Origin of the sequence: Coleofasciculus sp. G1-WW12-02, assembly GCF_040219735.1 — a bacterium.
Taxonomy (GTDB): domain Bacteria; phylum Cyanobacteriota; class Cyanobacteriia; order Cyanobacteriales; family Coleofasciculaceae; genus Coleofasciculus.
This window is the reverse complement of record NZ_JAVJRX010000100.1, coordinates 76,859-102,549: the sequence shown is the minus strand read 5'-3', so window position 1 is coordinate 102,549 and position 25,691 is coordinate 76,859. Positions and strand designations below refer to the sequence as shown.

Genomic DNA, 25,691 nt, shown 5'->3' with positions numbered 1-25,691 from the left:
CCACTGTGCAAGTCCTTCACCTTGACCTCAAACCCGTTGGGGACAATGACGTAGAACTGCGTTATTTTTTTGACAATCCCAATCAGTATAAGACGCGATCGCTCCCTCTGGCAGAAATCACCGACCTAATTGGGCTAGCCGAACGAGATTACTACGTTAGTTTAGCGGTTGTTTATACCATCACTGGGCGTAAATTATACAACTGGTTAGATGGGAGCGATCGCTTTCTGCAACGTTTGCTGAATCAATCTCGCCGAGAGGAGATTATTTTAGCCATCAACGCTGCCGAACAACTGGCACATCTGCCCTGGGAAGTGCTGCATGATAGCAATAGTTTCCTGGTGCAGAAACTGCCTGCGGTTATTCCTCTACGCTGGGTATCATTGAATACTCGGAAACTGAAAATTGATGCCGCACCCCAAAATCGGGCGCTGAATGTCCTGTTTATGGCAACCTCACCGTTAGGGATAACACCCATCTTGGATTTTGAGGCGGAAGAGGGGCGAATCCTGAAAGCGACAGCGCGTCAACCTTTATCGCTAACGGTAGAAGAAAGCGGCTGTTTGTCGGAGTTGGGGTATTTAGTTGGTGATTACGGCGAGGGATATTTTGATGTCTTGCATTTGACAGGTCATGCTACCTTTGTTGATGGAGAACCCCGCTTTTATACAGAAACGGAAATAGGTGAACCTTATCTTGCCAGCGCTGAAGATATTGCCAGAGAACTACAATTTCGACTACCCAAACTGATATTCCTCTCTGGTTGTCGCACAGGGCAAGCCGGGAAATCGGGGGCTATCCCTTCCATGGCTGAGGCATTGCTGAACTTAGGCGTAACAGCCGTTTTGGGTTGGGGACAGAATGTTTTAGATCAAGAGGCGACAACGGCGGCGGCTGCATTATATCAGGCGCTGTCAGCCGGAAAGACATTAACACAAGCCGTTGCCCTGACGTACCAAGAATTGATTAAAAATAAGGCACGGGATTGGCATTTGTTACGGCTGTATGCGGCGGAAACGTTGCCAGGGGCATTAGTCACACCTGTAAGAACCCGTGGGCGCAACCCTGCACCGCCACCAACTGTTGCTACACAGTTTCTAGACACCGCAGGAACCGTAAAAGTCCCCACTCGTGAAAGTTTTGTCGGGCGTCGTCGTCAGTTACAAAACTGTTTACGGGCGCTGAAACCGCCATCTGAGGATATTGGGGTATTGATTCATGGTATGGGTGGTTTGGGTAAGAGTAGTTTAGCAGCAAGACTGTGCGATCGCCTGTCCGAATTTCAACGATTGGTTTGGGTGGGGAGAGTGGATGAACCCAGTCTAGTGAACAAGTTAGCGGCGGCGTTAGATAGTTGGGAATTAAGGGAAGCGTTACAGGATAACAGAGAAGAATTGAAGTTTCGGCTACGGCGGGTGTTTCGAGTGTTGTTAGATCCCCCCCTAGCCCTGCCTTCACAAGGGGGAGAAAAGCCATTTTTGCTAGTCTTAGATGATTTTGAGGTGAATCTAGAATCCCGCAATGATGGGTATGTGCTGCAACCGGAAGCGGCAGAGGTTTTAGAGGCGTTAGTCTGGGCAATTCAAGATAATTATGCCCCTCATCGCTTAATTATTACCTGCCGTTACGATTTTGAATCCAGCCAGTTACAGTATTTTTACAAGCAAAAAATGGATTCGCTGCGGGGGGCAGATTTGCAAAAAAAGTGTAATCGCCTCACTGCATTTGGTTCTGAATCTCAGGTAGATGAGGCGTTACAGGAGCAGGCGCAACGATTGGCGGATGGGAATCCTCGCTTATTGGAATGGTTGGATAAGGTGTTATTGAATTTAGAGTCTCCCCAGCTTGCTTTAAATAGGGGGGAAAAGAATACAGTGGCGGAGATTTTGGCACGTTTGGAAGCTGATCCGGTGGAGTTAAGAGAAAAGGTTTTGGCAAAGGAACTCCTGAAACAAATAGATCAGCCGATGCGGGAAATGTTATCGCGGGGATTGGTGTTTGAGTTACCCGTACCGAGGGAGGCGTTTATTGCCGTTTGTAGGGGCGGGTTTAGGGACAAACTTACTGGAAATACCGATAACTCTGAAGCGAAACCCGCCCTGAATAATGTGGATGAATACATTAATCGGGCGATAGCGTTGGGATTGTTGGAAGTTAGTCCTGATGAATCATTAAGAGTACCGCGTATTTTGCCTCTGGAGTTGCCGGAAGATGCGGAAAATTTGCACAGGCACGCGGCTAATATACTGTATCATCTTTGGTGGGAAGAAGTAGATAGGATGGAACTCCTTTGGATGGGGAATATTCCTGTCTTATTAGATCCTCCAAGCGAGTTTTACAGAATTTTCAATAACACATTAGAGGGGAAAATTTTAGAAATTCATCGATTAGCATTTATAGGACAAGAAAATAAAATTGTAGTCAAAACATGCTCGACTATAGCCAACTGGTGGAATCATTATAACCGACGATGGCATGATGTCGTAAAAATTTGCAAAGAAACTTTGGTAATTGCTGAAGATTATTGTATTTTATATAACTTGGCTGTTGCTGAACAGTTTCTGGGTGATATTGATCAAGCAGTTGAACATCTTAAAAAATCGTTGGAATTATGCCCGTTAGAGGATAAAGCAGTCAAAGCATCAATTCTTCATGCCTTAGCGAATATCAAAACCAGTCAGGGATATTTTCAGGAAGCCAGTGTTCTCTATAAGCAATCATCGCGTATCTCGTGAGACTCCATCCTCAGCGAAGCAGGATGGAGAGGGATAGAGGTCAAACCGCGCCGCTCAATGCGGTTAGGTTTGACAATCCAACTGTTGACACCAGTCCGGTATTTCGCTGCAACAGTTGGACTTTTTTAGCGGTGAACTGCCCTAATCGTTTCCAGTTAGCGTTACTAATTGAGACTTGGGTCTTGGTGTCACCAGAAACGTAGCCGTAATAAGTGATACCTGCTTTAACCGCTTTGACATAATCGCCCTTCCTTAACCCACTGTGGCGAGTAACCGTGCCGCCATAGCCGCGCCGTTTCCCTCCCTTAGCAGGGATCATCAGGTGTAGTTGACGCCGACAAATTGGGGGGCGGCTGATTACCGCAAACTGGCACGGCGTCACCTTAATAGATCCTAACCATGCACCGCTTCTACCTTGAATCTGGCGATACCGCATAAACCGGGAAGTAGCCAAACAAATACCATCAACAGCATGGGCGGTGGGTGACTCTTGTGCCTTGTTCTTGGACTTGGGTAAACCGAGGTATTTTCTGAGGTTGGATGTTTGCCAACCTTCTTGAGTGTGGACAGTGTACCCTTGCTGCTTTAGCTGCTCTAGTTGCCAGCATTGACCAACCATCACCGGACTGAAACCTTTGCCACCCTTAGCTTTGAGAGTCTCAACTACAACGTCCTGGAACGGGTAGACTCGCGATAGCTCTTGAGTCACCCTAAGCGCTAACTGTTTATTAGCTTGGATGCTAGGGGGTATCTTGTGACCCTTGCGGTTATTAAATCGGTGTTGGCGGTGACTGCGTTGATCAAAGGGTAACTTCCGGTTAATCCGTCGCCCCCGTCTACCGCGCCGCATCATTGCCCGTTGGGTCATGCGTTTGATTACGTTTTTAAAGGGCAAGTTAAGGTGAGCTAAGAACAGGGTCCCCTTGGCTGATTGAACGGCAACGCCGGTGAACAGCTTTCCTGGATCAATTCCAGTCACAATCTTTTGGGTTTGCTCCCCCGATGGCGGGTCAACTAATTGGACTTGGAATATGCCTAAGTCGTTATGTACGACTTTAGCTTTACCAACTTTTAGCCACCGCCGAACACGGCTAGCTTTAGCTGGCATTAGTGGTTTACCTTTCGGTGATAAAACTGGAACACGAATCATGGGTATAAGCCTTTCGTGTAAAGTTGTCTGTCCCCTCGACCACCGCCAATAAGATGTCCTTTCTGCAAGCACCTATAACAAGTAGGTTTGTAGATAGCCCAGACTGGGGAAGTATCTGGTAGTACATGCCAATTGGCGGCTCAATGGTCTATTCAACTCTTGCGTTGCCAGTCCTGTCTCTGGCAATCCCTAATCTCAAGCGATAGCTAGATTAGGGTTGTTGAATCCCAGTTCTACAGGTGAGGTTACATTCCCGGCAGATTTAGCCCACTGGTAAGTTCTTCCATACGTTCCCTCATCGTAGTGGTTGATTTATCATAGGCATCTTTCATGGCGGCTGTAACCGTTTCTGAGAGGGCTTCGGCTCCTTTTGCGATCGCGTCTGGAGCAATTTCGACTCGCAGGGGTTCCTGATTCCCACTCATAAACACCTTAACCATACCATCGCTAGAGGAGCCTTCAATTTCCATTTGCTCCAATTCTTCTTGAAGCTGTTTGGCTCCTTGTTGTACCTCTTGGGCTTTTTTGAATGCTTCGGCAAGTTCCTTCATCTTGCCTAAACCGAAGCCGAATCCTTGTCCTTTGGTCATAACTGATTGAGTATCTCTCAAGTTGGACGGGTTTATCGTTGCTAAGTCTTAATCTTAGTACCGAGACGGTCAATGCGACATCCTTAGACAGGCTGAAACCGTCCTAAGATTTTCACTTCTGGCTCTAAGGAGAGCGACCAATGCTGCTCGACTTGGTGCTGCACATAACGAATCAGTTGGAAGATATCGCTGGCTTTGGCGCCGCCACAGTTCAAGATAAAGTTAGCATGGCGTTCAGCCACTTGAGCGCCGCCAATTTGATAGCCTTTCAAACCCAATTGTTCGATCAGCCAACCAGCGGCGTGGGGTTCGGGATTGCGGAAGACACTGCCACAACTGGGTAAGTGATAGGGTTGAGCATCGCGCCGTTGCTTTAAATGGTGAGTCGTTGTGGCTCGGACTTGTTTAGGATCAGCGCCCGGTTGTAACTGAAACGTTGCCTGAGTCACAAAGCGATTGCCCCCTTGTAGGATAGAGGTGCGATAGCGAAAGCCCAACTCTTGAGGTGTGAGCCGCTCCACGATTCCAGTGGGTGAAACGGTTTCCACACTCACCAGCAGATCCGCCGCACAAGTTTGATGGGCACCAGCATTCATTACCACTGCCCCCCCCACAGTTCCCGGAATTCCTACCGCCCATTCCAACCCTTGCCAACCGCGATTAGCCGCCTGCCATGCCAAACGGGCGATTGGCTCTCCCGCTTCGGCTGTCACTCTACCTGTATTGGGGTCAAAGTGGGTAAAGCGAAGATGACGAGTACAGACGACTAAGCCAGACAAACCACAATCACTGACGAGTAGATTAGAACCTGCCCCTAATAAGGTTAGGGGTAGTCCTTGAGACTCTGCCCACTCAAAGCTGGCGAACAGATCGTCTACCCGTCGGGGCGCCACGTACCACTCGGCTGGACCCCCCACACGAAAGGACGTCAGACGGGCTAAGGGAACCTGAGAACGGACAAGGCAGTCGGTGCCAGGTAAATAAAGCTTAGGCTTGTCAGGATCGTCCTGACATAGTGGCGCGTTAGCAACGCGGGGAGAATAGGATGACAAGGTCATATTCAATACAGGTCAAAAGAATGCCGATGGAGTTTAGGCAGTGGCAGTGGACACACCGAAGCAGGTGCGGCTCCGAGTGAGCCCAATCTTAGACGGTTTGACTCAATTGAGTCGAATGGTCAGGTGTAGCCGTCTGGTAGGACTCTATAACCTGGGGAATAATCTGATTCAAATTTCCCGCACCGAGAAAGATGGCAAGGTCTCCGGGTTGCAGGATTTGGGCGAGTAGTTGGGAGACTTCATCTAATGTTGGTTGGTAATACACCCGCTCATGGTGATCCGCGATCGCGGATCGCACTTGCTCACCTGTAATTTGTCCGACACTGGGTTCCCCTGCGCTGTAAATGTCTGTGACAACGACGAGATCAGCATCGCCAAATGATTTAGCAAAGTTTGACAAAAATGTCAAGGTGCGACTATAGCGATGGGGCTGAAAAATGGCAACAATACGGCGTGATAATTCAACCTGTAAGCGAGCTGCCGCTAAGGTTGCCTGGATCTCACTGGGATGGTGAGCGTAGTCATCGACAAACGTAATTCCCTTACACTGACCCCGAACCTCAAAGCGGCGTTTGGCACCTTCAAAGGTAGCTAGGGCGGAGGCTATGGCGTCAAACTCTAATCCCAGGTATCGCCCCACGGCGACCACAGCTAAGGCGTTGCTGAGATTGTGTTGACCTAACAGATTGAGTTGCAGTGTACCCAACACCTGATCCCCTTCCCAAATCCGCGCCGTGATGGATGGTGCCTGATAAACGATCTGATCCACACTGTAGTCAGCTCCGGCTGTTCGTTGTAGGCTGTAGCTGATTGTCGGGGTGAAATGCGATCGCAAGGTCGGGCAATCAATACAGCCCACTACAGTTTGACAGCGATCGGCAAAAATCTTAAAGGTTTCGATGACCTGGTCTAGATTCTGGTAATGGTCGGGGTGATCCAGTTCAATATTGGTAATCACGCCAATTTCCGGAGCCAGCTTGGCTAAAGATCCATCCGATTCGTCCGCTTCAGCAACCAGAAAGGGACTTTGACCCAGACGCGCATTCCCTTGCCAAGCATCCACTTCTCCGCCAACCACGATAGTTGGATCAAGACCCGTTTTCAGCAGCAAGTATCCCATTAAACTGCTGGTTGTGGTTTTGCCGTGAGTTCCAGCCACCGCAATACTTCGGTAATCTTGAATCAACGCGGCTAGTAAGTCTGCTCGATGAAAAATCGGGTAGCCGCCTTCTACAGCCGCTTGGTACTCGGAATTGATCGAATTAATCGCACTCGAACATATTACTTGGGGTAAGCAGGAGGCAAGATGGTCATCCCTAACAGATTTGCTAACTTTCGAGGGGACAGCAACTGTTTTTCGAGTGGGTTCTGGTTCAATAGCCGTTGCTGATACGCCCTGATCAGTTGGGACATTCGTTTCTCTAAAAAATTCCAAGTTGGTTGCCTTCTGGTCTCTAAACAGATGAGCGCCGACGGATTGCAACCGCTGAGTAATATGCGTCGAACGAATGTCAGACCCAGATACAGGAAGGTTGCGTTTGGCTAGAACGTAAGCCAGCGCTGACATCCCAATTCCACCAATTCCGATGAAATGGAATGGTTTGCCACTAAGATCAACAGTATTAGGCATCTTAACTCCTTACACACCACACCACACAAGCCTACTGTGCCAATAACACGCGCTATCATATCAAGAATTGATTTTTCAAGATATAGCAAAGGGTGGATTTATCAGATTTTTTTTGCCACAGACACACCTAGCTATCAATTGTGTTATTGCTCCGGTGGAGTTGACCACCGTGTTTGTACTGTAGTCGGTTTTTCTATCTCCAGACGGTTTTTTATAATAAACAGCCGTCATTCTGGGGTTTCCGGAAAATTAAGCAGAATATAGAACTCCGGTTCTTGGAGCTACCCGACACCCAACACCCAACACCCGACACCCGACACCCAACACCCAACACCCGACATCCGACATCTGACACCCCTTACTCTCGACTCAAATTGACCCAAACCCTTAGGGGGAAAGACTTAGAGCTACCTATATGTCCCCCGTTTCCCGATCCTTGGCGCAATTGGCATTTAGAATTTGTCCGGCTTTGCGATATGATTGGGTTCATAAAAAGTATATTTACTGAGCTTGAATACAGAGGGCAAGACGCAGTGATTAGAGTAGCGATCAACGGGTTCGGACGCATCGGACGTAATTTCGCCAGATGTTTACTGACTAGAGAAAATAGTCAGTTGGATTTAGTGGGCATCAATGACACATCTGATCCCAAGACAAATGCACATTTGCTCAAATACGACTCCATGCTAGGGACGCTCAAAGCCGACATCGGCTATGATGAAAACTCCCTCATCATCAACGGCAAAACCATTAAGTGCGTATCGGATCGCAACCCCCTGAACTTGCCTTGGGGTGATTGGGGTATTGACCTAATCATCGAATCCACCGGGGTGTTTGTCACCAGTGATGGTGCATCTAAGCATATAGCCGCTGGCGCCAAGAAGGTGCTGATTACGGCTCCAGGGAAAGGCGGTGACATCGGCACGTTCGTCGTTGGGGTCAATCATCACGACTACGAACACAGCAAGCATGACATTGTTAGCAATGCCAGTTGTACAACAAACTGTCTGGCTCCTGTGGTCAAAGTAATACATGAACACTTTGGCATCATTAAAGGAACCATGACTACGACCCACAGTTACACAGGTGATCAGCGGATTCTGGACGCCAGCCACCGTGATGTGCGTCGGGCAAGAGCCGCTGCGATCAATATCGTGCCCACCTCGACGGGAGCCGCTAAAGCTGTGGCTTTAGTTATTCCAGATATGCAGGGGAAATTGAATGGGATCGCGATGCGCGTACCTACCCCGAATGTATCGGTTGTGGATTTGGTGGCTCAAGTTGAGAAAAGCACCATTGCTGAGCAGTTGAACAAAGTATTCAAAGAAGAGTCAGAAAACTCGCTTAAGGGCATTTTGGAATACAGCGACTTGCCGTTGGTGTCCTCAGACTACAAGGGACATGATGCTTCATCCATTGTCGATGCAAGTCTGACTATGGTTATGGGTGGCGATATGGTTAAAGTCATTGCCTGGTATGACAATGAGTGGGGTTATTCTCAGCGGGTTGTCGATTTGGCTGAACATATGGCAGCTAAGTGGGAAGGTTAAGGCAAAACTTCACCATTTTGATCAAATAACCTCTCAAAGAGTTCATCGGCTGAGAATCGAAGGAACATAAACGTGTTGTAATTCCTCCAATTCCGGTTCGAGCGAAGCCTCAATAGAGTCATCGCTCATTTGTCGTCGTTGACTAAATTGTTTGGCAATTTATACTCAGGGTCTTAACTCTGAGTATTTTTTTATGATAGCCCTTGGGTGTGAAATAGGCGGGATCATTGTCAGGGAAAGCTAACAAAAAAACCTCTCTCTTTCATTAGGAATAATCTGTACAATTAACTACATTTATTGTTAAAATAAAATAAATAATTAAATAAACTGTCCATTTTAGCCAAGTCCAGATAGGATTCCAGCTATCCCACAATTGCATATATATATTGGAGAACAGCTTCCATGCCCATTCAAATTAAAGTTGAGAGTAATGACTTCGAGGAAAAATGCCGTTGCAACTTGTGCGGTAACATTTTTTTCCCGTTAGAGGTGGTGGCAAGAGCGTATCGGGAATCTGGCGAATATGTTAGTGATGTTTGCCCAGAGTGCCTTGCCACTGGTGCAGAGGGAATCAGTACCCGAATGCGCCAACGAGCAGACTACCTGCGATCGCTAGCGATTGAGTTAGAACAACTAGCCAGAACTGAGATTGAATCCCCCAGTCTGGCTCAATTCAATATTGCCAACCAGCTTGAGAAAGCCATGCGCTGATCAGCTTTTGATGTTCCAGATGTAGTATTTGATTGGCATAGCCACTACATGTAGGAGCAATTCATGAATTGCTCCTACTCTAGGTAGATTGGCTGAGTAAGTCCTAAAGATATAAGTACCTACCTATTGCTTCCCTAGAAGGGCGGGTTTAATTAAGTTATGGGTTTGTGGCAAAATGTTATCTGTAAAACCCGCCCCTACAAACGGGCTTCCCTGGCTTTTCTCTCTGGTGGAGTATTGAATAGGGGGCGAATGTCTAAGGCTGTAAAATTACTATCCCAGAACCGACTACTGGACTCCGCGCCAATAGAGTTCCATCGGAATTAGTGATTTCCAGTTTGCTCAACTCCAATTCTTTCGAGCGACGCCAAATTTCACTAGCTAGCTGATCTTGCTCCTGTGTCTCCAATTCATACCAGCCGTCACTGACGGTTACAATCAGACGACTACCCGGAAAGTTGGCTTGAATGGATTTAATTAGTCCATTAGCATAGTGATCCGTAATTTCAGCCACTTGATTTTGAATCGCTGTAATCAGGCGTTGTTCTGGGGTAAGTGCCGGAGTTTGTGCAAGTTCAGGTACGGCTAATTCTGGAGGTGTAGAGATGGGTTCTGGTTTTACTTCTTTGGCTAACTGTGTCGGTGTCTCTAGGGTTAGGGCGACTGTCGTTACCAGTATGACAACAATAAAAGCCGCGATCGCGCCCGTCAATCCCCAATCCGATAGCTTTTGATTCCACGCCTGTGGCAGTACAGAGCGAATTTTTGCCAAAATGCTATCCCAGATATTCTCAACGGTTTCAAAGCTGGGATAGAGCCAATCCACTATTTTAGACGGGCGAGTGGGTTCAGCCGTATTAGTTTCTTGAGTGGATTCATCTGCCTCTACGGACGTCTGAGGCTTATGCTGCTCCTTTGACATCTTAAATCTCCCTCCCCAGCAACGCCAATTGCCATAAAATGCGCTAGATTCTTCTTACAGAACGCTGTTCCTACAGCACAAATTTAGCATTTTTGCCCGTCTTGTCTTCAGTCTGCATGACTGCTCTAGATCTATGAGCCTCAAACGCCGTCAATTTCTGATTTTGAGTGGTATCAGTTGTTTAGGTGTTATTGCCGTTGGTAGTAACCTCAACGCCCGTAAAACGACTCAGACGAGTGATCCCCATTCCCAGACTCCTGAGTCAACACCCTCAACGGACACCCAAAACCAATTCCCAGATCCACCTCTGCTAAGCTTTGTTTCCGTTGCTGATACAGGTACAGGTGCAGCCGGACAATATGCTGTGGCAGAGGCAATGACTGCTTATTATCAACAGAATCCATACCAGTTAGTGATTCTGGCGGGTGACAATATTTATAACAATGGCGAGATTGAAAAGATAGAGGCAGTCTTTGAAAAACCCTATCAAGCCTTACTGGAAAATGGAGTGAAATTTCACGCTTGTCTGGGAAACCATGACATCCGCACCGCCAATGGTGATCCCCAAGTCCGGTATCCAGGTTTCAACATGCAGGGACGATACTATACCTTTCGGCGGGGATCAGTCCAATTTTGGGCGATGGATACAAACGCTAATGCGGATTGGCAGCGTCAGTTACCGTGGTTAGAACAGGAACTCCGCCGCAGCGATGCACCCTGGAAGATTGTCTTTGGACATAATCAAATTTATTCATCGGGTCACTACGGATTGAATCAAAGGTTTATTGAAACCCTGACTCCCCTGTTTCAAAAATACGGCGTGCAACTCTATATTAATGGTCATGACCACAACTACGAGCGTACTTTTCCGATTAATGGGACAACCTATTTAACTTGTGGTGCTGGTGCTGGAGTTCGTGCTGTCGGGCGTTCGCCATGGACTGCCCATTCCGCCTCAAAGCTAAGTTTTGCCGCTTACGAGGTGTATCGCGATCGCATCCTAGTTCGTGGTATTGATACAAAGGGTCAAATCTTTGATCAAGGGGTGATTCCATCTGGTGAAGCATGAACCTCAGCCCATGGGATGATGTAGTATTGACGCCTGTTGGTGTGGGTAATCTATCAAATGATGAAAAGCAAACTGATTCAGAAAATCATTGCCAGTGGACTCCTATTTGTGGCGTTAACTGCCCAAAGTCAGCAAATTGTACAAGCGCAAGAACGCTCAACCTCCCTGCTGAGGCTCAATTGTGTGGATGCGGGTATTGGCAACTGGAGACGTCGAAGTGAAAACGTTGTCGTCAATAAAGCGGTTTACCCATCGCGATTTTATATGGGTCCAGGCGATACTCAGGCATCATTGACCTGTAGGCTGCAACCCAATCAGGAGAATGTCACATTTGAGAGGCTGCAATTAGGGTTTGGCATGCGCGATAACGACCAAGGTAGTCCCAGCGTTCTTGTTAATGTGTATATAGATGGAGTAAGGGCTGAATCTCGAACCGTTTCACCTGGAGGAGAACCCGCTTTCGTATCGCTGGATGTGACCAACACGCAAAATCTTTCCCTGGAAGCTGTCTGTACAAGCAGATTTCAATATTGCGATCGCGTTTATTTCTGGGAAGCTTCACTCTTGATTGCTCCCTAAGCGTCGGAGCCGGCTAGCGTAACCCCAGTTAGCGATGCCTCAGACATTACGCATTCATGTTCTAGATGTGTCAGGGTACGTCTTTCTAAGGTAAAAAAAGGAGTTCCTTGCTCAATTGTGTGAGGCTTATGCCGGACAAGCTCAGCCGATCAGATTATCATCAGCAGTATCGATAACAATTGCTGCTTTTCATATCGGTGTCATTTTATTGCCATCAGCCTACTATAAGCCATGAAAGTCAAGCGCCTGAAAATCAACTCGTTCCGTGGCATCGGCGATCTGACGCTGGAGTTCCAGGAGACTGAACCAACAGTCTTGGTGGGGATCAACGGAACGGGAAAATCCAGTATTCTCGACTGTATCGCACTCCTACTTTCCCATTTTGTGGCGGAACTTCAAGATCCGATTGGAACGGGACATTTTATTAATGAACAGGACATTACTGAAGAACGGAAAATTCCGCGACATTTTTTTAGTCAGGGAGATATCGCCAATGGCGCCCATCACACAAAAAATGAGATCACGATTTCCCTAAGGGAACGGCAGATCAGTTGGTTTCTCTCGTTATCCAATACCAAGGGACGACCCCGGGGTGGGCATATTCGAGAGTTAGAAGGAATTTGTTTGCGAATTAAGAATCAGTTGCAAAACAATCTGAATGTGAATTTACCCGTAGTGGTTTACTATCCCGTCAACCGCCAGTTTTGCGACAAGGTTACCCAAGAACCGACGAAATACCATTGGTCAAACCAACTGGTGATTTATGACCAAGCCCTAATCGGTGTGTCGATTAACTTTAGCAGCTTTTTCGAGTGGTTTAAGGATCTTGAAGATCTAGAAAACGAATGGCGTCGAGATAATCCTGAACACCGCGATCGCCTCTTAGAAGCCATCAGACAAGCGATATCCTCTCTGTTGCCCGGTTTTGCTAACTTGCGGGTGCGACGCGCCCCCTTACGGATGACGGTGACAAAACAAGGTCGAGAATTAGTTGTTAATCAGCTATCAGAAGGTGAAAAAGGCTTGCTCGCACTCGCCGCCGATTTAGCCAAACGGTTAGCGATCGCGAATCCGGGGTTAGCGAATCCCCTAGAAGGGAGTGGTGTGGTTCTGATTGATGAGATTGAACTCCACCTGCATCCTAAATGGCAACACGAGATTGTGCCAGCACTGACTCGAACTTTCCCCAACTGTCAGTTTATTGTGGCGACTCATTCACCCCAGGTGATTGCCAATGTCAACCCGGAACAGGTTTACCTTCTCCAAGCTATCCCGGATAGTGAAATGGGAGACACTCCCATGATTATCGCCAAGCATCCAGAACCGTCAATGACTCAAGATAGCAATTCCTTGCTCAAAGAACTGATGGAGGTTTCGGTTAGCTAAATCGGCAAGAACCCTTACTTCAAATATCCTGACACGAGCGAAGGATCAGGCAGGGTGGAATAAATCGCCAGTCTAAAGACACGTCATTTTAGTCTCTCCTAGAACTTACGTTTTCTTGACATCTAAATTACCATTCGTAGGGGCACGATACTATCGTGCCCTCACCATAAGTTGCGTTTGTGTGTAAGTTTGTTTTAACCAGCTTTGACCAGAATTAAATCATCTTCTTGCTTCACATCATAACCTGCCAAGGAATCTTTAGCCGGTCCTTGAATGACTTCGCCATTGATCGTGAATTTAGAATCATGGCAGGGACATACAAATTCCGTTTGATCTGCTTGCCACTTTACTGTACAACCCGTGTGAGTACAGGTAGGATTGACCGCTATAATCCTGTTCGAGTCGCCGGGATCACGCACCACCAAGATTGAACCGATGGAAAATTGTTCGTTGAGGATTTCACCGTTTTGATCCAATTGAGCGACTGCACCAACAGACTCAAATCCATCCGCACGAGTGGGATTAGCCGCAGAGGTTGATTCATCTGTTTTGGGCGAACAAGCAACAATGGCGACGGGCAAGTAACTGGCGATACCACCAATACCAACCCAAGTTATAAATTCTCGGCGATTCATAGGTTAAAACGTCTTGACGATAGCCCTTCCCAAGGGTGTAAGGTACAGCCTAGTGTAGATGCGTAATCTTTGCGCCTCTACCAATATACTTGATCCGGTTGATCAATTGAATTTTTTCAACTATTCGTTTGCAATCATCACCCTAAACAACCTCTCCAAACAAATTTTTTGCCGTGCCACATTCTGGGCAATTTTCAAAGTTTAAATTATTGGTGGTAAATCCGCATTCAGGACAAACATAGAACACCATTTTAGCGTCTTTCCAGTCTTCGAGGTTGTCTTTGGCTTGAGTGTAGTATTTAGCATGTTCAGTTTCAGCTTGTACGGCATAAGTAAAGGTTTGAACTGCCTCTTGATTGCCTTTTTGCTTAGCCTGCTCAATGAACTCCGGATACATGGTATCCCGCTCATAAGATTCTCCGTTAATGGCTTCTTCCAGATTTTCTCGAGTGGATTTAACCTCTGGAGTTTCAATCGTTGCTTCCGGTTTAGCACCAAGTTTGCGAATTACAGCCGCGTGATTAGCTGCATGTATTGCCTCAGCTTGGGCAGCCGCTTGGAAGAGACGGGCAACTTGTTGATAGCCCTCTGTTTCTGCTTTTTTGGCAAAGGCTAGATAACGAGTATGAGCATTGGATTCACCATTATAGGCAGCTTGGAGGTTTTTCAATGTCACTCCATCTGGGCTGGATGTTTCCTGAGAAACCTCTTGGGTTGTCACCGATGTTGACGGTTCAACCGTAGCGGTTGGGGTTGGCTGAGTACAACCGACTAATGCGAACACTCCCAGACCTAAAATTGATACAAACGTAGCTGTTTTTTTAAGTAGATGACTCATCGTTGCACTCTCCTCATTATTAAATAGTTTTCTCTTTTTAAGTTGTAAGTGGGAACCTGATCAGGATTTTAGTGGTTGCCTGTTTTTTGAATAGACGGACGTTTCTTAAATAAACCTGTCATGCTTAACCCTGTAACTAACAACCCCACTAATCCCAAACCATTCAGCAGCGGATAGATGGTTTCTAAACCCAAAATTTTCAGAGTATGCAGTTGCATTAGAAACCTAGCGATCTCGTCTTGATGAAACCATTCATCAAAAATGGTGTAACCCATGCCAGTAATCACGGTTATAATTAACGGGAGACAGGCAGCGATCGCGATTAGGCGGTGGTATTTACGAAACGTGCGTATCATGGGCATCCCCTCCTCCATTGCTTGAGAATTCTGATGTTAGCCATCACTGTTTCCGGCTATAGTTAAGACTTTAAGTGGAAAAGGTAAAGAACTCGGGTGGATACCACAGTTTTGTCAAAAAAAAGTCACACCACCAGTAGGGACACGGCAGTGCCATGCCCCTACGGCTATCTACCCCTAAGAAACTATGGGCAGATACACCTGAAAACAACTGCCAACTCCTAACTCACTCGTCACCGTAATGTCTCCACCATGTTGTTGAGCAACGGCTTGAGCGATCGCTAAACCTAACCCTGAACCTTCCTGGCGCTGAGTTCGGGCTTTATCGGCTCGCCACAGGCGATCAAAAATAAACGGCAAATGTTCTGGATCGATACCAATCCCTGTATCCTCCACACTGACAACCACCAAGGTTTCATCTGTGCTCATCGACAGGGTAACTGTACCCCCGGATGGAGTGTATTGCAGAGCGTTTTCAAGCAGATTACAAAATACACGAAAAAGTTGAGAAGCATCTCCCTTGACAAAAACATCAGGTTGTAGTAAGCATTTCAGGGTAATGTCTTGGGCTTCAGCGTTGGGTTCGAGACGCTCCTCAACATCCTCCAAAAGTTCGTCAAGGGGAATCACCATCCATTCGCGGGTTGGTGCGGCGGTTGTCGCATCGGTTCGGGCGAGTAACAGGAGATCCTCCACCAAACGACTCATCTGGCTAGTCGCCGACGCGATCGCAGCCAATTTTTCCACATCCGCCGGATGAATCCGTTCGGGATGAGTCTGCATCACCTCCACTGACGCCTTAATCGCCGTCAGGGGGCTGCGTAACTCGTGAGACGCATCGGCTGTAAACTGTTTAAGTTGCTGAAAACTCTGCTCAATCGGCTGCATCGACTGCCGAGTCAGCCACATACCGCCCACCCCCATCAATCCAAAAGCCAGGATACCGGCTACCCCAGATCCCCAACGTAACTGGCTGAGGACAGCTTCCACAGACTCTGTAGATTCACTGGCGCGAACATAACCTTCGAGTTGTCGTTCTCCTTGGCGGTAACTGTATGCGGGAATCGTTAGGGTACGAATCTGCCCTTGTTCACCTGTCTGGAACCCTTCTTGTAGGAGAAAAGTGGGCGAAAGTGTGCCAGAGATAGCTAACCGTTGCTGATCCGCCCCAAACCACTCCACACTTTGATCCGGTTTACTCAGATTTTGCCAGGGAATGTCGAGATCACCATCTCCGTCTAAAGGGCGATAAGCAGGTTGATCAACGGCATCTTTATCCTGCTTAATCGCCACTAAACTATGAGCCGCCGCTTGGGCTAAATTGAGCAGACGGTTATCTAATTGCTGATAGAGACTATGGGCAAAAAATTCATAGACTACACCATTGGATATGACCCGAATTGCCACCATAACCATCAGGTAGGAACCCAACAGACGCCAGCGCAAGGATTTAAACTGGGGGCTGACAGAGTTTTGACGCTTTACTTCGGAAAGAGGGCAGGGTTTTGAGTATGTAGAAGCGGGTTTAGGGATTTTCTTTTGGCTATTGAGGGTAACGTTTGTGCGAAACCCGCCCTGACTGAGTTTTGGATTTTGACCCTTTGCTTTGCTTATAGGGAACCTGGTTTTGATACCCAATTTTGGTAAAAATTTATACGGTTTTTTATGTCCCTGATTTCCCTGATCTTCTCTGACCATACGTCTTTCCCCTGGCTAATTTTGCTTCAGCCGATACCCGATACCATAAACCGTTTGAATCAAATCCGGTGGAGCGCCTGCTGCTCTAAGTTTTTTGCGTAAATCTTTAATATGAACCTTAACCGCATCTTCTCCGGGTGGATCATCCCATGACCAAAGCTGTTCTAAAATAGCGCTACGACTCTGCACACGACCATGACTTCGTAACAGTAATTCCAGTAAACTGTATTCCTTGGGCGTCAGATGCAGGGGGTGTTCAGCATAAGTGACTTGACAGGTATTCGGATCGAAGCTCAGACGTTCCCACTCCAGCACCGGGGGTAGGCTAGAATTGCCTCGACGCAGTAATGCCCGAATCCGAGCGGTTAATTCTGGCAAATCAAAGGGTTTCACCACATAATCATCCGCACCTGCATCTAATCCAATCACCTTATCATTGCTAGTGTCTTTAGCCGTCAGCATCAGCACCGGGGTCATTTTACCGGAACGTCGCAAGCGTTGACAAAAGCTAATTCCATCCAGTTTAGGTAGCATCACATCCAGCAGGATGAGTTTATAGTTGAATGCTTCGACAAAATCCCACCCCGCTTCGCCATCGGTAGCCATATCAACAATATAATGTTGGTCTTGCAGAGTTTCTGCCAGCGCTTTAGCAATGCGCTGATCATCCTCAACCAGCAAAATCCTCATGATTGTTCACAGCTATTCACGGGTAGATAGTTTCTATAATAACGTTTCACTTTCGTAAACCATAAATTGGATTCGCAGCAAACAATTTTTTCTAATCCGTCGATAACACAGTCTGACAGGTAAACCATTGACAGCCGCCAAATTTAAAATTATTACATGAGGATTCGCGTTAAGATTCTATAACGGCTTTAAGCGTATGCCAACTCAATGTCGCACATTTAATCCGTATAGGAAACTGGGAAACACCCTGTAAAGCATTCAGTTTCCCCAACTCTGGGGAAAACTCACCTTGTCCGGTAATCATCTCTCGAAAGCGTTCCACCATTGACAAGGCTTCGGCTATGGTTTTCCCCCGTACCGTATCCGCCATCAAGTCGGCTGACGCGATCGCGATCGCACAACCTTTTCCCTCAAATTTAATATCTTCAATCCTATCGCCTGTTGGATTAAGTTGTATCGTTAGTTCAATCGTGTCGCCACACATTGGGTTATGTCCGTAATGATATCCATCTACAGGATTGGTTGTGCCTCGATTTCTAGAGTTTTTTGAGTGTTCCAGAATAATTTGCTGATATAATCGGCGCTGATGAATTGAAGAAGTCATAATCTTTTAACATTCAATAGAGGATAGTTCCATCATTCATTAGATATGCCCAATATTTTCAACTTACCGCCCCAACTGCCTAATGAAGAACTATTTGAGGCTTTAGTCTCTAGTGATAGCGTTTTAATTGAGCGCATTATCTCCACGGGACAAACGACACCTATAGGAGAATGGTATGACGGACAGCAGGATGAGTGGGTGATCCTGCTTCAGGGTGAAGCAATTCTTGCCTATGATGATGGTTCGAGAATTGAACTCAAAGCCGGGGATTATGTTCTGATTAATGCTCATCAAAAGCATCGAGTTGAATGGACAAGTTCTCACCCACCCTGCATCTGGCTTGCTGTCCATGGTAATCTATAGGAGAAAATAGTTGTTCATAGTCTTTAGGTGTATCGATATCAATTGCTCCTTTGGAAAAGGGAATACTAAAGACTTGAGGATAGTAGTTTTGAATCAGTTTTTTTGCCCCTTCGGTAGTCTTAAGCGCCATGAGTTCGGGAAATAAAGTATTGTTAAATAACACAGGTACACCCAGCGTTCCAGCATATTCAGATGCAATAATAGGTTGACCCGTAGAACGGTAGGCTTCAACGAGATGGTTAAGGGTTTGAGACGAAACGAAGGGTTGATCACAAAGCGCGATCGCAATGGCTTCTAAGTGAGGATTCCCCGTCAGCAGCGCGTTTAAACCAACCTGAATTGAAGCACTCATTCCCTCCCGCCATTGTTGATTTTTGACCACTTGTACAGGTAAATCACTGAGTTCCGGCTGTATTCGTTCTGCATACGCCCCCAACACAACTATAATCGGTTGGCAGACAGAGGCGATCGCAACCTCTGCGGTGTGGCGAATAAAACTGCGTCCTTGGTAGTCTAGCAGTTGTTTGGGCGTACCCATGCGTGTGGATGCTCCTGCTGCCAGAATGATTAGACCAACTGCTGAAGAATTCATGCTAAACTGCTCTATATGTTTGTAGTAAGTGCTGTCTTCGCTTCTGGCACGCTTGGTGCCTACTACGAACTAAGATAAACTGTCCGATAAATGTTGAATTATTTGATGCTGCGGTCATGAATGGGTCCTAGTCGGTTTCTCAGCGACTCGCCCGTGCGATTCCTGATAACGGCTTGAATTTCCGCCACAATGGATAGGGCAATTTCTTCTGGTGTATCCCCACCAATGTCAAGACCAATAGGACTATATAAACGTTGACGTTGTTGTTCGGTTGGGGTAATTTCTTCTGGCAAATCTTGCAGTAAGGTTTCGGTTCGGCTTTTGGGACCAAGGATACCTAAATATTGTACCGGAGAGGGTAAGAGGGTTTTCAGAAGTTCCAGGTCATGCAGATAGTTATGGGTCATAACTACAGCTATTGTACGATGATTGAGGTGAACGCGATCGCAGACTTCTTCTGGAGACGAAAGAATGACGTGATCAGCACATTGGAACCGTTCTCCTGTCACTTCCGCTTGTCGGTTATCCACGACTGTCACATACCATCCCAATTCTTGCGCCAAGCGTACTAATGGTAAAACATCATGACCTGCACCAAAAATGATCAGGGGTATGGGCGGCTGGATAAACTCAATAAACACCTCAGCTTTACCGATGAGTAAGGGATAAGTGTTTATCAATGAGCGACTGTTTTTAAGCGCGTTCTGGGCATCATCGCGTATCTGGGTAACTAAATCAGTATCTGGGATATTGCTTTCGACTCTACCATCTGGATACAGGATTAAGCGAGTTCCAATTTTGGTTTTGATCTCACCCTCAACCTGAAACACCGTTGCTAGAAATCCCACTCGTCGATGGCGGATACAGTCGCTTAAAAATGTTAGCGGGTTGAATGAATTCTCTGGTTTAATTCGTTCAATCAGAATCTGAACAATTCCATTACAACCGAGTCCCAATCCCCAGATAATATCCTCATCGGACATCGTATCGTACTCTACAACAATGGGTTTGCCAGAAGTCATCACCCCTTGCGCCTGTTCAAAAACATCACCTTCTAAACAACCACCACTCAGGGAACCAACCATCTTTCCCCCTGAAGTCATCAGCATTCGCGCACCAGGGCGTCGGTACGTCGAACCCGAGGCTTTGACGAGGGTGGCGAGGGCGATGCTTTGATCAGAGTTCTTCGTTTGCTCAAATGTTTGCAGAATGTTCTGTAATTCTTTCATAAGTGAGCCACTCTGACTACTGATTTGTTAACTTCTCCGGTGTCAGGGGCAGATTCCGCAATCGCTTACCCGTCGCGTGATAAACGGCATTCGCCACCGCCGCCGCCACCCCGGTAATGCCAATTTCACCCACACCCCTTGCCCCGGCTGGGTTAAAGTTTAAATCCGGTTTACCAACAAATGTCACCTCAATCCGAGGAATGTCTGCGTGTGCCGGAAAGTGGTAGGTCGCCAAGTCATACACCACAGGATAGCCAATATCTGGGTCAAAGTGGCACGCCTCCATCAACGCTTGCCCAATCCCCATAATCACAGCACCGCGCACCTGACTCGCCGCCGTTTTCCCATTCATCACCCGCCCAATATCCATCACTGACACCCAGCGCGTCACCCGCAAACGCCCGATTTCTTCATCCACAGCCACCTCGCAGAAATGTGCACCCCAAGACTGAAATGCCCATTTTTTGCCCTCATCTCCCGGTGCTGTCGAAGCCGTTGCCTCAAATGCTTCCCGCCCAGATTGACGCAGGGCATCAAAGGCAGCCGATGCTGTTGTACAATTCGCCGTTTTCAGTACTTCCTGACACGCTTCCATGACGGCGGGGGCAATCGAGGCTGTCATCATCGAACCCCCAGCCATCCCACCATCGGGTAATTGGGAATCGCCCAATTCCACGCGCACATTGTCCACGGGTACACCCAGCGCCTCGGCTGCTGTCACCGCAATCATGGTATAAGCACCTGTACCCATGTCATTAGCGGCGGTTAGGATATGCACAGTGCCATCGGGTAATAGGCGCACTTTAACCGATGCTTGACCGCGAAGTGCCGGAAACGTTGCTGCCGCCATACCCCAGCCGATTAGCTGACCCTCACGGGTGAGGGCGCGGGTTTGCATCGGTCTATCTTTCCAGCCAAATTGTTGTGCGCCCATTTGCAAACAATCAGCAAAGTGCTTGGCAGAAAAAGGCAATCCTTTGCGCTGATGTTCCTTCGTTTCGTTTTTCAGCCGCAGTTCCACCGGATCTAAATTCAGCGCCCAAGCCAGTTCATCCATGGCGGATTCCAGCGCCCACATCCCCGGATTTTCCCCTGGTGCACGCATAAATGTCGGTGTACCCACGTTCAGGACAGCGAGTTCCTGATTTAACTGCATCGTGGGGGCAGCATACATGACCGGTGTAATATTTGTACAAGGTTCAGTGAAAACCTCGACGGGAGAGGTACAGGACTTAACCTCATGCGCGATCGCACTCAGTATACCCTCTGCATTTGCCGCCAGACGAATCCTTTGTTCAGTTTGGGAACGATGTCCCGTATTCGCGGTCATCTGTCGGCGGCTGAGAACCAGTTTCAGGGGACGTTGTAGCTGACGGGCGGCGGCGACACAGAGAATCGCGTGAGACCAAGGGAAGCCTTTACAACCAAATGCCCCACCAATATACGGCGTTATTATCCGTACCTTTTTTACAGGGATATCACACAGTTCAGCATAAGTGCGTTGGGAACCCATTACCCACTGTGACGGTTCGTAGACGCTGAGGGAATCGCCTTGCCACTGGGCAATAATGGCATGGGGTTCCATGGGGGCATGGAGTTCTGTGGGGGTGGTGTATGTCGCCTCAACCGTCGCGGCTGCGTCTGCCATCCCAGCCGTAAAATCTCCTGTGGCAAACTGCCCTTTTTCAAAGGTAAACGACTCACCAAACATGGACGGAGCTTCCTGGAATGTGGCGTTTTTCGCCTCAACCACTGGCGGTTGGATATCGTACTCAACCTTCACCTGATGCGCCCCATGTCTTGCCCGTTCAAAGGTATCTGCTACCACTAAGCCGATAATTTGTCCCCCATAGTGAACGGTATCATCGGATAGGGGTAAACGTGCCTCGTAGATTTTCGAGGTGATGAAATTATTGGTGGGTGGGCATATTGGCGGGGCGTTTTTATGAGTGAAAACGGCAATCACCCCCGGTATTTCTTCTGCTGCACGAGTATCAATGGATTTAATCCGCCCCTTGGCAATACTGGCAGTTACCAGATACCCGTGAACCAGTCCCGGAATCGGGTGTTCTGCGGCATAGGTTGCCGTTCCTGTGACTTTGGCACGTCCATCTTTGCGGCTAACATTTTTCCCTATCACCTGACTCATGCGAGACTTTCCCCCTTGGCTGATAGTATGAGCGATCGCCTGATCGCGCGTTTGGCTAATTCCACTTTAAAACCATTGTCAACTAAGGGTTGCGCTGCCTGTAGCGCCATGTCTGCTGCTTCCTGGAATGTTTCGGCGTTGGCAGGTTTTCCCCGTAAAAATGTCTCGGCTTCCTGGGGACGCCAGGGTTTGTGAGCAACGCCACCTAGGGCTAAACGCGCCTCAATAATAGAATCTGCGGCAATATTCACCATAGCCGCCACTGAAACCAGGGCAAAGGAATAGGACGCCCTGTCCCGTAGTTTAAGATAAACACCCGATTGAGCAAAGGGTACAGGGGGTAACACCACAGCCGTAATCAGTTCTCCGGGTTCTAACGTTGTGTCCCGTTGGGGGGTGTCACCAGGGAGACGGTGAAACTCGGTGAATGGGATTTGCCGCCTCCCGTTGGTTCCTTCCACCTCAACCACCGCATCCAACGCCGCCAACGCTACACACATATCGGAGGGATGAACCGCCACACATTGGTCACTCGCGCCAAAAATGGCGTGCATCCGATTCATCCCCATTACCGCCGGACAACCACTCCCTGGCTGCCGTTTATTGCAGGGGAAGGCAGTGTCGTAGTAGTAGGGACAGCGCGTGCGTTGTAGAAGATTACCACCCACACTTGCCACATTGCGAATTTGCTGAGAGGCACCCGACAAAATCGCCCGCGAGAGTACAGGATAGTTCTGGCGGACAGTCGGATGATCCGCAACGGCGGTATTACTCACCAGTGCGCCAATCCGCAAACCGCCTGCTGTCGTATCTTGAATCCGCCGCATCTGCAAGCGGGAGATATCGATAAGCTGGGAGGGTTGATCCAGAAAGACTTTCATTCGGTCAACTAAGTTAGTCCCCCCAGCAATAAACAGGGCTTGTTGATCCGTCATTGCTCGTTGCACGGCATCGTTTACCGAAGTGGCGCGGATATAAGAGAATTTATTCATTGACCAAGACGGTGGCGCTAGGAGAGGGTGGCGTCTGTCCGGCGGCTTGCTGCACGGCGGCGACTATGCCATTATAAGCGCCACAGCGACAGAGATTCCCACTCAGTCGTTCTTTAATTTCCGCCTCAGAGAGTTCTGCTAGTTGAGGTGGATGGGAGAGATCCTCTGTGACAGCGCTCGCACAGCCTTGTTTTACTTCGTCAAGGAGGGCGACAGCAGCGCAAATCTGTCCGGGTGTACAGTAGCCGCACTGGAAACCATCCTGTTCGATAAATGCGGCTTGTACGGGATGGAGAGTATCGCCGACGCTGAGTCCCTCAATGGTAACAATCTCCTTGCCTTCCTGCATGACAGCTAAGGAGAGACAGGAGTAAACCCGCTGTCCGTCAATGAGGGCTGTACAAGCGCCACATTGACCATGATCACAGCCTTTTTTACTGCCTGTAAGGTTAAGGCGATCGCGCAGTGTATCTAGTAATGTAACTCGTGGTTCAATGGTCAGCGATCGCGTCTGTCCGTTAATCGTCAGGTTAACTGTTATTTCGTCATTTGTCATTGTCATTTGTTTATGTCTTATGTCTTATGGTCGGGGCGGGTTTTGCCGCCAAGCTAGGGATAACAATCAATATTAGTCCCTAAACCCGCCCCTACACACAGACGCCATGGCGCGTCTCCACATGCTCCCCATCACCCCTAATTTAGAGGCGAGTAGACTAACTGCGCCAAGGTTGCTTCCATTACCGCCGTGGTTTGCCCAGACACCGTAAATACTACAGCTTCACGATAGACTCTTTGGGCGGCGTGGGATTGGATATTTGCCGCCCCACTAGAAACTGTTACCGCTGCATTGGTACAGCGCCCCGCTAAATTAATTGCCCACGCCCTTAGCTGTAGGGATTGGGGACGTTTTTTCCCCATGTAGGGGCGGGTTTCACTATTATCATTTGTTGTCACCCGGATGTTTCTAAACCCGCCCTCATCTCCCCTATCTCCCCTATATCCCCTATATCCCCTATCTCCCCTATCTCCTCCATTTTCCTGATCTTCGGTGTCAGCATAATTTGTTGATAATGCGGCAATCATAGCGGCTTCACAGTCCAAGACTTCGGCGTGGAGATGATCAAAAGCCGCTTGAATAAACCCTAATTTCTTGCGTCGATAAACGGCGGCCACAATATCTAATCCTGCTTTAGCACAGCCTAAGGAAAAGAACCCGTGATTTAACACATTTTTTCGATCCGTTTCATGAATCGCCCCGGCTTTTCTGATGAATAAAACAGACTCGTGGGGTAAAAACCAATCAGTCAGACTCGCCGACACTGTATTCGTGGAGTTCATCGCCGCTAACACCATCGGTTCACTAAACGCGATCGCACCCCCAACAGCTTGCTCCGTAGACGTAAACGGCACTATACCATAGAGTTCCCGACCATCGGGTAATGTCGCCCCAATCACAAAATCCTCAAACAAGCCAAAACCCGTAACCCAAGGGACATTTCCAGTAATCTGATAGCCCCCATCCACGGGCGTCGCTTTGACTGGAGGATTCCCAGTGCGTCGCAGTTGGGAGAATCCTACCCCCACTAACGCCTCACCTCTCCCCATGGGGGGAAGATAACGCTGCTTTAAGGCTTCATTGTCACTCTTTGCCAAAAAGCCACCTGCACTCTGATGCTGAGTTTGCAGAAATGCCAACGCGCCCGAATAGCGACAGACGTGTTGCTGGAAGTGAAAGAAGGTGACAGGAGTAACCTCTGCACCTCCCCAACGTTGGGGAACCTTCAGCGCTAGGAGGTTGCGAGAGCCTAATCCCTGGAGCGCGGTTCGCAACGCCTGTGTATCCTGATCTATCTCTGATGCGCGAGGGGCAACGATTTGGCGCAAGTAAGCATCCGCCACCTCTAAAAGGTTGGACTGATTCGCGATATCTTGAGCAACACCCTGGTTAGCTGCGGTTAGTGACATTTGGCAACAAACAGTTAAATTATCCCTTCCTTAGACTATCCAATTTTTAGCAAAGGAAACAAAGAGCAGGGAACGGCAACAGACGATTGCCCAAATTCTTTAGGGCGGCTAGATAAGACAGTTGATCCGAAAAATCGGATTACTTAAAATCAGCTTGGTAAAAAATAGGAAAAAATCAGTTGTTTCATCAAAGGTATTAT

General features: G+C 48.0%; 24 protein-coding genes. 7 read left to right on the top strand and 17 right to left on the bottom strand.

The genetic code is table 11. From position 1 onward, the window contains the following. Nucleotides 1-5 precede the first annotated feature (5 nt). Nucleotides 6-2,735, top strand: a complete 2,730-nt coding sequence (locus RID09_RS16485; protein WP_446337012.1) for a CHAT domain-containing protein — start codon at nt 6-8, stop codon at nt 2,733-2,735. 40 nt (nt 2,736-2,775) lie between these two features. Here RID09_RS16485 and RID09_RS16480 read toward each other — a convergent pair whose 3' ends face one another. The 4 genes from RID09_RS16480 to murC form a co-directional block, all read right to left on the bottom strand. Continuing rightward, the gene (locus RID09_RS16480) at nt 2,776-3,885 is read right to left on the bottom strand and encodes an RRXRR domain-containing protein (RefSeq protein WP_446337011.1); all 1,110 of its coding nucleotides are present in this window, start codon (nt 3,883-3,885) and stop codon (nt 2,776-2,778) included. Nucleotides 3,886-4,130: 245 nt separating this feature from the next. Further along, nucleotides 4,131-4,475 (bottom strand): YbaB/EbfC family nucleoid-associated protein, encoded by a 345-nt coding sequence (locus tag RID09_RS16475; protein ID WP_446337010.1) that lies wholly within the window; start codon nt 4,473-4,475, stop codon nt 4,131-4,133. An 83-nt stretch (nt 4,476-4,558) separates the two neighbouring features. Further along, nucleotides 4,559-5,533: a UDP-N-acetylmuramate dehydrogenase gene (gene murB / locus RID09_RS16470; protein ID WP_446337009.1), complete on the bottom strand. Its 975-nt coding sequence runs from the start codon at nt 5,531-5,533 to the stop codon at nt 4,559-4,561. A gap of 88 nt (nt 5,534-5,621) precedes the next feature. Then, nucleotides 5,622-7,163, bottom strand: a complete 1,542-nt coding sequence (gene murC, locus RID09_RS16465; RefSeq protein WP_446337008.1) for a UDP-N-acetylmuramate--L-alanine ligase — start codon at nt 7,161-7,163, stop codon at nt 5,622-5,624. A 533-nt stretch (nt 7,164-7,696) separates the two neighbouring features. Here murC and RID09_RS16460 point away from each other — a divergent pair. Together RID09_RS16460 and RID09_RS16455 are read left to right on the top strand one after the other, a co-directional pair. Further along, nucleotides 7,697-8,713, top strand: coding sequence for a type I glyceraldehyde-3-phosphate dehydrogenase (locus tag RID09_RS16460; protein WP_446337043.1), 1,017 nt, complete (start codon nt 7,697-7,699; stop codon nt 8,711-8,713). 402 nt (nt 8,714-9,115) lie between these two features. Next, nucleotides 9,116-9,424 (top strand): hypothetical protein, encoded by a 309-nt coding sequence (locus tag RID09_RS16455; protein WP_446337007.1) that lies wholly within the window; start codon nt 9,116-9,118, stop codon nt 9,422-9,424. Nucleotides 9,425-9,680: 256 nt separating this feature from the next. On the opposite strand, the gene RID09_RS16450 is transcribed toward RID09_RS16455, so the two are convergent. Then, nucleotides 9,681-10,346, bottom strand: coding sequence for a hypothetical protein (locus tag RID09_RS16450; protein WP_446337006.1), 666 nt, complete (start codon nt 10,344-10,346; stop codon nt 9,681-9,683). Nucleotides 10,347-10,479: 133 nt separating this feature from the next. On the opposite strand from RID09_RS16450, the gene RID09_RS16445 reads away from it, so the two are divergent. The 3 genes from RID09_RS16445 (at nt 10,480) to RID09_RS16435 (ending at nt 13,380) form a co-directional block, all read left to right on the top strand. Beyond that, nucleotides 10,480-11,415, top strand: coding sequence for a metallophosphoesterase (locus RID09_RS16445; protein WP_446337005.1), 936 nt, complete (start codon nt 10,480-10,482; stop codon nt 11,413-11,415). Between the two features lie 57 nt (nt 11,416-11,472). Next, on the top strand, nt 11,473-11,994 hold the full coding sequence (locus RID09_RS16440; protein ID WP_446337004.1) for a hypothetical protein: 522 nt from the start codon (nt 11,473-11,475) through the stop codon (nt 11,992-11,994). A 231-nt stretch (nt 11,995-12,225) separates the two neighbouring features. After that, nucleotides 12,226-13,380: an AAA family ATPase gene (locus RID09_RS16435; protein ID WP_446337003.1), complete on the top strand. Its 1,155-nt coding sequence runs from the start codon at nt 12,226-12,228 to the stop codon at nt 13,378-13,380. Between the two features lie 194 nt (nt 13,381-13,574). Here RID09_RS16435 and RID09_RS16430 read toward each other — a convergent pair whose 3' ends face one another. The 6 genes from RID09_RS16430 to sufU all read right to left on the bottom strand — a co-directional run bounded on the left by RID09_RS16430 (nt 13,575) and on the right by sufU (nt 18,201). Next, the gene (locus RID09_RS16430; protein ID WP_446337002.1) at nt 13,575-14,015 is read right to left on the bottom strand and encodes a QcrA and Rieske domain-containing protein; all 441 of its coding nucleotides are present in this window, start codon (nt 14,013-14,015) and stop codon (nt 13,575-13,577) included. A 142-nt stretch (nt 14,016-14,157) separates the two neighbouring features. Continuing rightward, nucleotides 14,158-14,853, bottom strand: a complete 696-nt coding sequence (locus RID09_RS16425) for a rubrerythrin family protein (protein WP_446337001.1) — start codon at nt 14,851-14,853, stop codon at nt 14,158-14,160. 68 nt (nt 14,854-14,921) lie between these two features. Next, nucleotides 14,922-15,209 (bottom strand): peptidase, encoded by a 288-nt coding sequence (locus tag RID09_RS16420; protein ID WP_446337000.1) that lies wholly within the window; start codon nt 15,207-15,209, stop codon nt 14,922-14,924. A 177-nt stretch (nt 15,210-15,386) separates the two neighbouring features. Next, nucleotides 15,387-16,907 (bottom strand): sensor histidine kinase, encoded by a 1,521-nt coding sequence (locus RID09_RS16415; protein ID WP_446336999.1) that lies wholly within the window; start codon nt 16,905-16,907, stop codon nt 15,387-15,389. A 15-nt stretch (nt 16,908-16,922) separates the two neighbouring features. After that, nucleotides 16,923-17,597, bottom strand: a complete 675-nt coding sequence (locus RID09_RS16410; protein ID WP_446336998.1) for a response regulator transcription factor — start codon at nt 17,595-17,597, stop codon at nt 16,923-16,925. A gap of 169 nt (nt 17,598-17,766) precedes the next feature. Beyond that, nucleotides 17,767-18,201 carry a Fe-S cluster assembly sulfur transfer protein SufU gene (gene sufU, locus RID09_RS16405; protein ID WP_446336997.1) on the bottom strand — a complete coding sequence of 145 codons (435 nt, stop codon included), beginning with the start codon at nt 18,199-18,201 and terminating at the stop codon, nt 17,767-17,769. Between the two features lie 45 nt (nt 18,202-18,246). On the opposite strand from sufU, the gene RID09_RS16400 reads away from it, so the two are divergent. Then, nucleotides 18,247-18,564: a cupin domain-containing protein gene (locus tag RID09_RS16400; protein WP_446336996.1), complete on the top strand. Its 318-nt coding sequence runs from the start codon at nt 18,247-18,249 to the stop codon at nt 18,562-18,564. Here the strand turns inward: RID09_RS16400 and RID09_RS16395 are convergent. The 6 genes from RID09_RS16395 to RID09_RS16370 form a co-directional block, all read right to left on the bottom strand. Beyond that, nucleotides 18,482-19,156 carry a nucleotidyltransferase family protein gene (locus RID09_RS16395; RefSeq protein ID WP_446336995.1) on the bottom strand — a complete coding sequence of 225 codons (675 nt, stop codon included), beginning with the start codon at nt 19,154-19,156 and terminating at the stop codon, nt 18,482-18,484. The genes RID09_RS16400 and RID09_RS16395 overlap by 83 nt on opposite strands. A 98-nt stretch (nt 19,157-19,254) precedes the next feature. Then, nucleotides 19,255-20,385, bottom strand: coding sequence for an XdhC family protein (locus RID09_RS16390; protein ID WP_446336994.1), 1,131 nt, complete (start codon nt 20,383-20,385; stop codon nt 19,255-19,257). Nucleotides 20,386-20,401: 16 nt separating this feature from the next. After that, nucleotides 20,402-22,534: a xanthine dehydrogenase family protein molybdopterin-binding subunit gene (locus RID09_RS16385; protein WP_446336993.1), complete on the bottom strand. Its 2,133-nt coding sequence runs from the start codon at nt 22,532-22,534 to the stop codon at nt 20,402-20,404. Further along, on the bottom strand, nt 22,531-23,526 hold the full coding sequence (locus RID09_RS16380) for an FAD binding domain-containing protein (RefSeq protein WP_446336992.1): 996 nt from the start codon (nt 23,524-23,526) through the stop codon (nt 22,531-22,533). The genes RID09_RS16385 and RID09_RS16380 overlap by 4 nt, the downstream gene beginning before the upstream one ends. After that, the gene (locus RID09_RS16375; protein ID WP_446336991.1) at nt 23,519-24,088 is read right to left on the bottom strand and encodes a 2Fe-2S iron-sulfur cluster-binding protein; all 570 of its coding nucleotides are present in this window, start codon (nt 24,086-24,088) and stop codon (nt 23,519-23,521) included. The genes RID09_RS16380 and RID09_RS16375 overlap by 8 nt, the downstream gene beginning before the upstream one ends. Nucleotides 24,089-24,219: 131 nt before the next feature. After that, a complete protein-coding gene (locus RID09_RS16370) occupies nt 24,220-25,491 on the bottom strand; it encodes an acyl-CoA dehydrogenase family protein (protein ID WP_446336990.1) in 1,272 nt (423 codons plus the stop codon). Nucleotides 25,492-25,691 lie beyond the last annotated feature (200 nt).

Excerpts from the sequence above, each read along its gene's own strand:
- RID09_RS16480 (WP_446337011.1), bottom strand. The coding sequence starts at position 3,885 with ATGATTCGTGTTCCAGTTTTATCACCGAAAGGTAAACCACTAATGCCA.
- RID09_RS16475 (WP_446337010.1), bottom strand. The coding sequence starts at position 4,475 with ATGACCAAAGGACAAGGATTCGGCTTCGGTTTAGGCAAGATGAAGGAA.
- murB (WP_446337009.1), bottom strand. The coding sequence starts at position 5,533 with ATGACCTTGTCATCCTATTCTCCCCGCGTTGCTAACGCGCCACTATGT.
- murC (WP_446337008.1), bottom strand. The coding sequence starts at position 7,163 with ATGCCTAATACTGTTGATCTTAGTGGCAAACCATTCCATTTCATCGGA.
- RID09_RS16455 (WP_446337007.1), top strand. The coding sequence starts at position 9,116 with ATGCCCATTCAAATTAAAGTTGAGAGTAATGACTTCGAGGAAAAATGC.
- RID09_RS16450 (WP_446337006.1), bottom strand. The coding sequence starts at position 10,346 with ATGTCAAAGGAGCAGCATAAGCCTCAGACGTCCGTAGAGGCAGATGAA.
- RID09_RS16445 (WP_446337005.1), top strand. The coding sequence starts at position 10,480 with ATGAGCCTCAAACGCCGTCAATTTCTGATTTTGAGTGGTATCAGTTGT.
- RID09_RS16440 (WP_446337004.1), top strand. The coding sequence starts at position 11,473 with ATGATGAAAAGCAAACTGATTCAGAAAATCATTGCCAGTGGACTCCTA.
- RID09_RS16435 (WP_446337003.1), top strand. The coding sequence starts at position 12,226 with ATGAAAGTCAAGCGCCTGAAAATCAACTCGTTCCGTGGCATCGGCGAT.
- RID09_RS16430 (WP_446337002.1), bottom strand. The coding sequence starts at position 14,015 with ATGAATCGCCGAGAATTTATAACTTGGGTTGGTATTGGTGGTATCGCC.
- RID09_RS16425 (WP_446337001.1), bottom strand. The coding sequence starts at position 14,853 with ATGAGTCATCTACTTAAAAAAACAGCTACGTTTGTATCAATTTTAGGT.
- RID09_RS16420 (WP_446337000.1), bottom strand. The coding sequence starts at position 15,209 with ATGATACGCACGTTTCGTAAATACCACCGCCTAATCGCGATCGCTGCC.
- RID09_RS16415 (WP_446336999.1), bottom strand. The coding sequence starts at position 16,907 with ATGGTCAGAGAAGATCAGGGAAATCAGGGACATAAAAAACCGTATAAA.
- RID09_RS16410 (WP_446336998.1), bottom strand. The coding sequence starts at position 17,597 with ATGAGGATTTTGCTGGTTGAGGATGATCAGCGCATTGCTAAAGCGCTG.
- sufU (WP_446336997.1), bottom strand. The coding sequence starts at position 18,201 with ATGACTTCTTCAATTCATCAGCGCCGATTATATCAGCAAATTATTCTG.
- RID09_RS16400 (WP_446336996.1), top strand. The coding sequence starts at position 18,247 with ATGCCCAATATTTTCAACTTACCGCCCCAACTGCCTAATGAAGAACTA.
- RID09_RS16395 (WP_446336995.1), bottom strand. The coding sequence starts at position 19,156 with ATGAATTCTTCAGCAGTTGGTCTAATCATTCTGGCAGCAGGAGCATCC.
- RID09_RS16390 (WP_446336994.1), bottom strand. The coding sequence starts at position 20,385 with ATGAAAGAATTACAGAACATTCTGCAAACATTTGAGCAAACGAAGAAC.
- RID09_RS16385 (WP_446336993.1), bottom strand. The coding sequence starts at position 22,534 with ATGAGTCAGGTGATAGGGAAAAATGTTAGCCGCAAAGATGGACGTGCC.
- RID09_RS16380 (WP_446336992.1), bottom strand. The coding sequence starts at position 23,526 with ATGAATAAATTCTCTTATATCCGCGCCACTTCGGTAAACGATGCCGTG.
- RID09_RS16375 (WP_446336991.1), bottom strand. The coding sequence starts at position 24,088 with ATGACAATGACAAATGACGAAATAACAGTTAACCTGACGATTAACGGA.
- RID09_RS16370 (WP_446336990.1), bottom strand. The coding sequence starts at position 25,491 with ATGTCACTAACCGCAGCTAACCAGGGTGTTGCTCAAGATATCGCGAAT.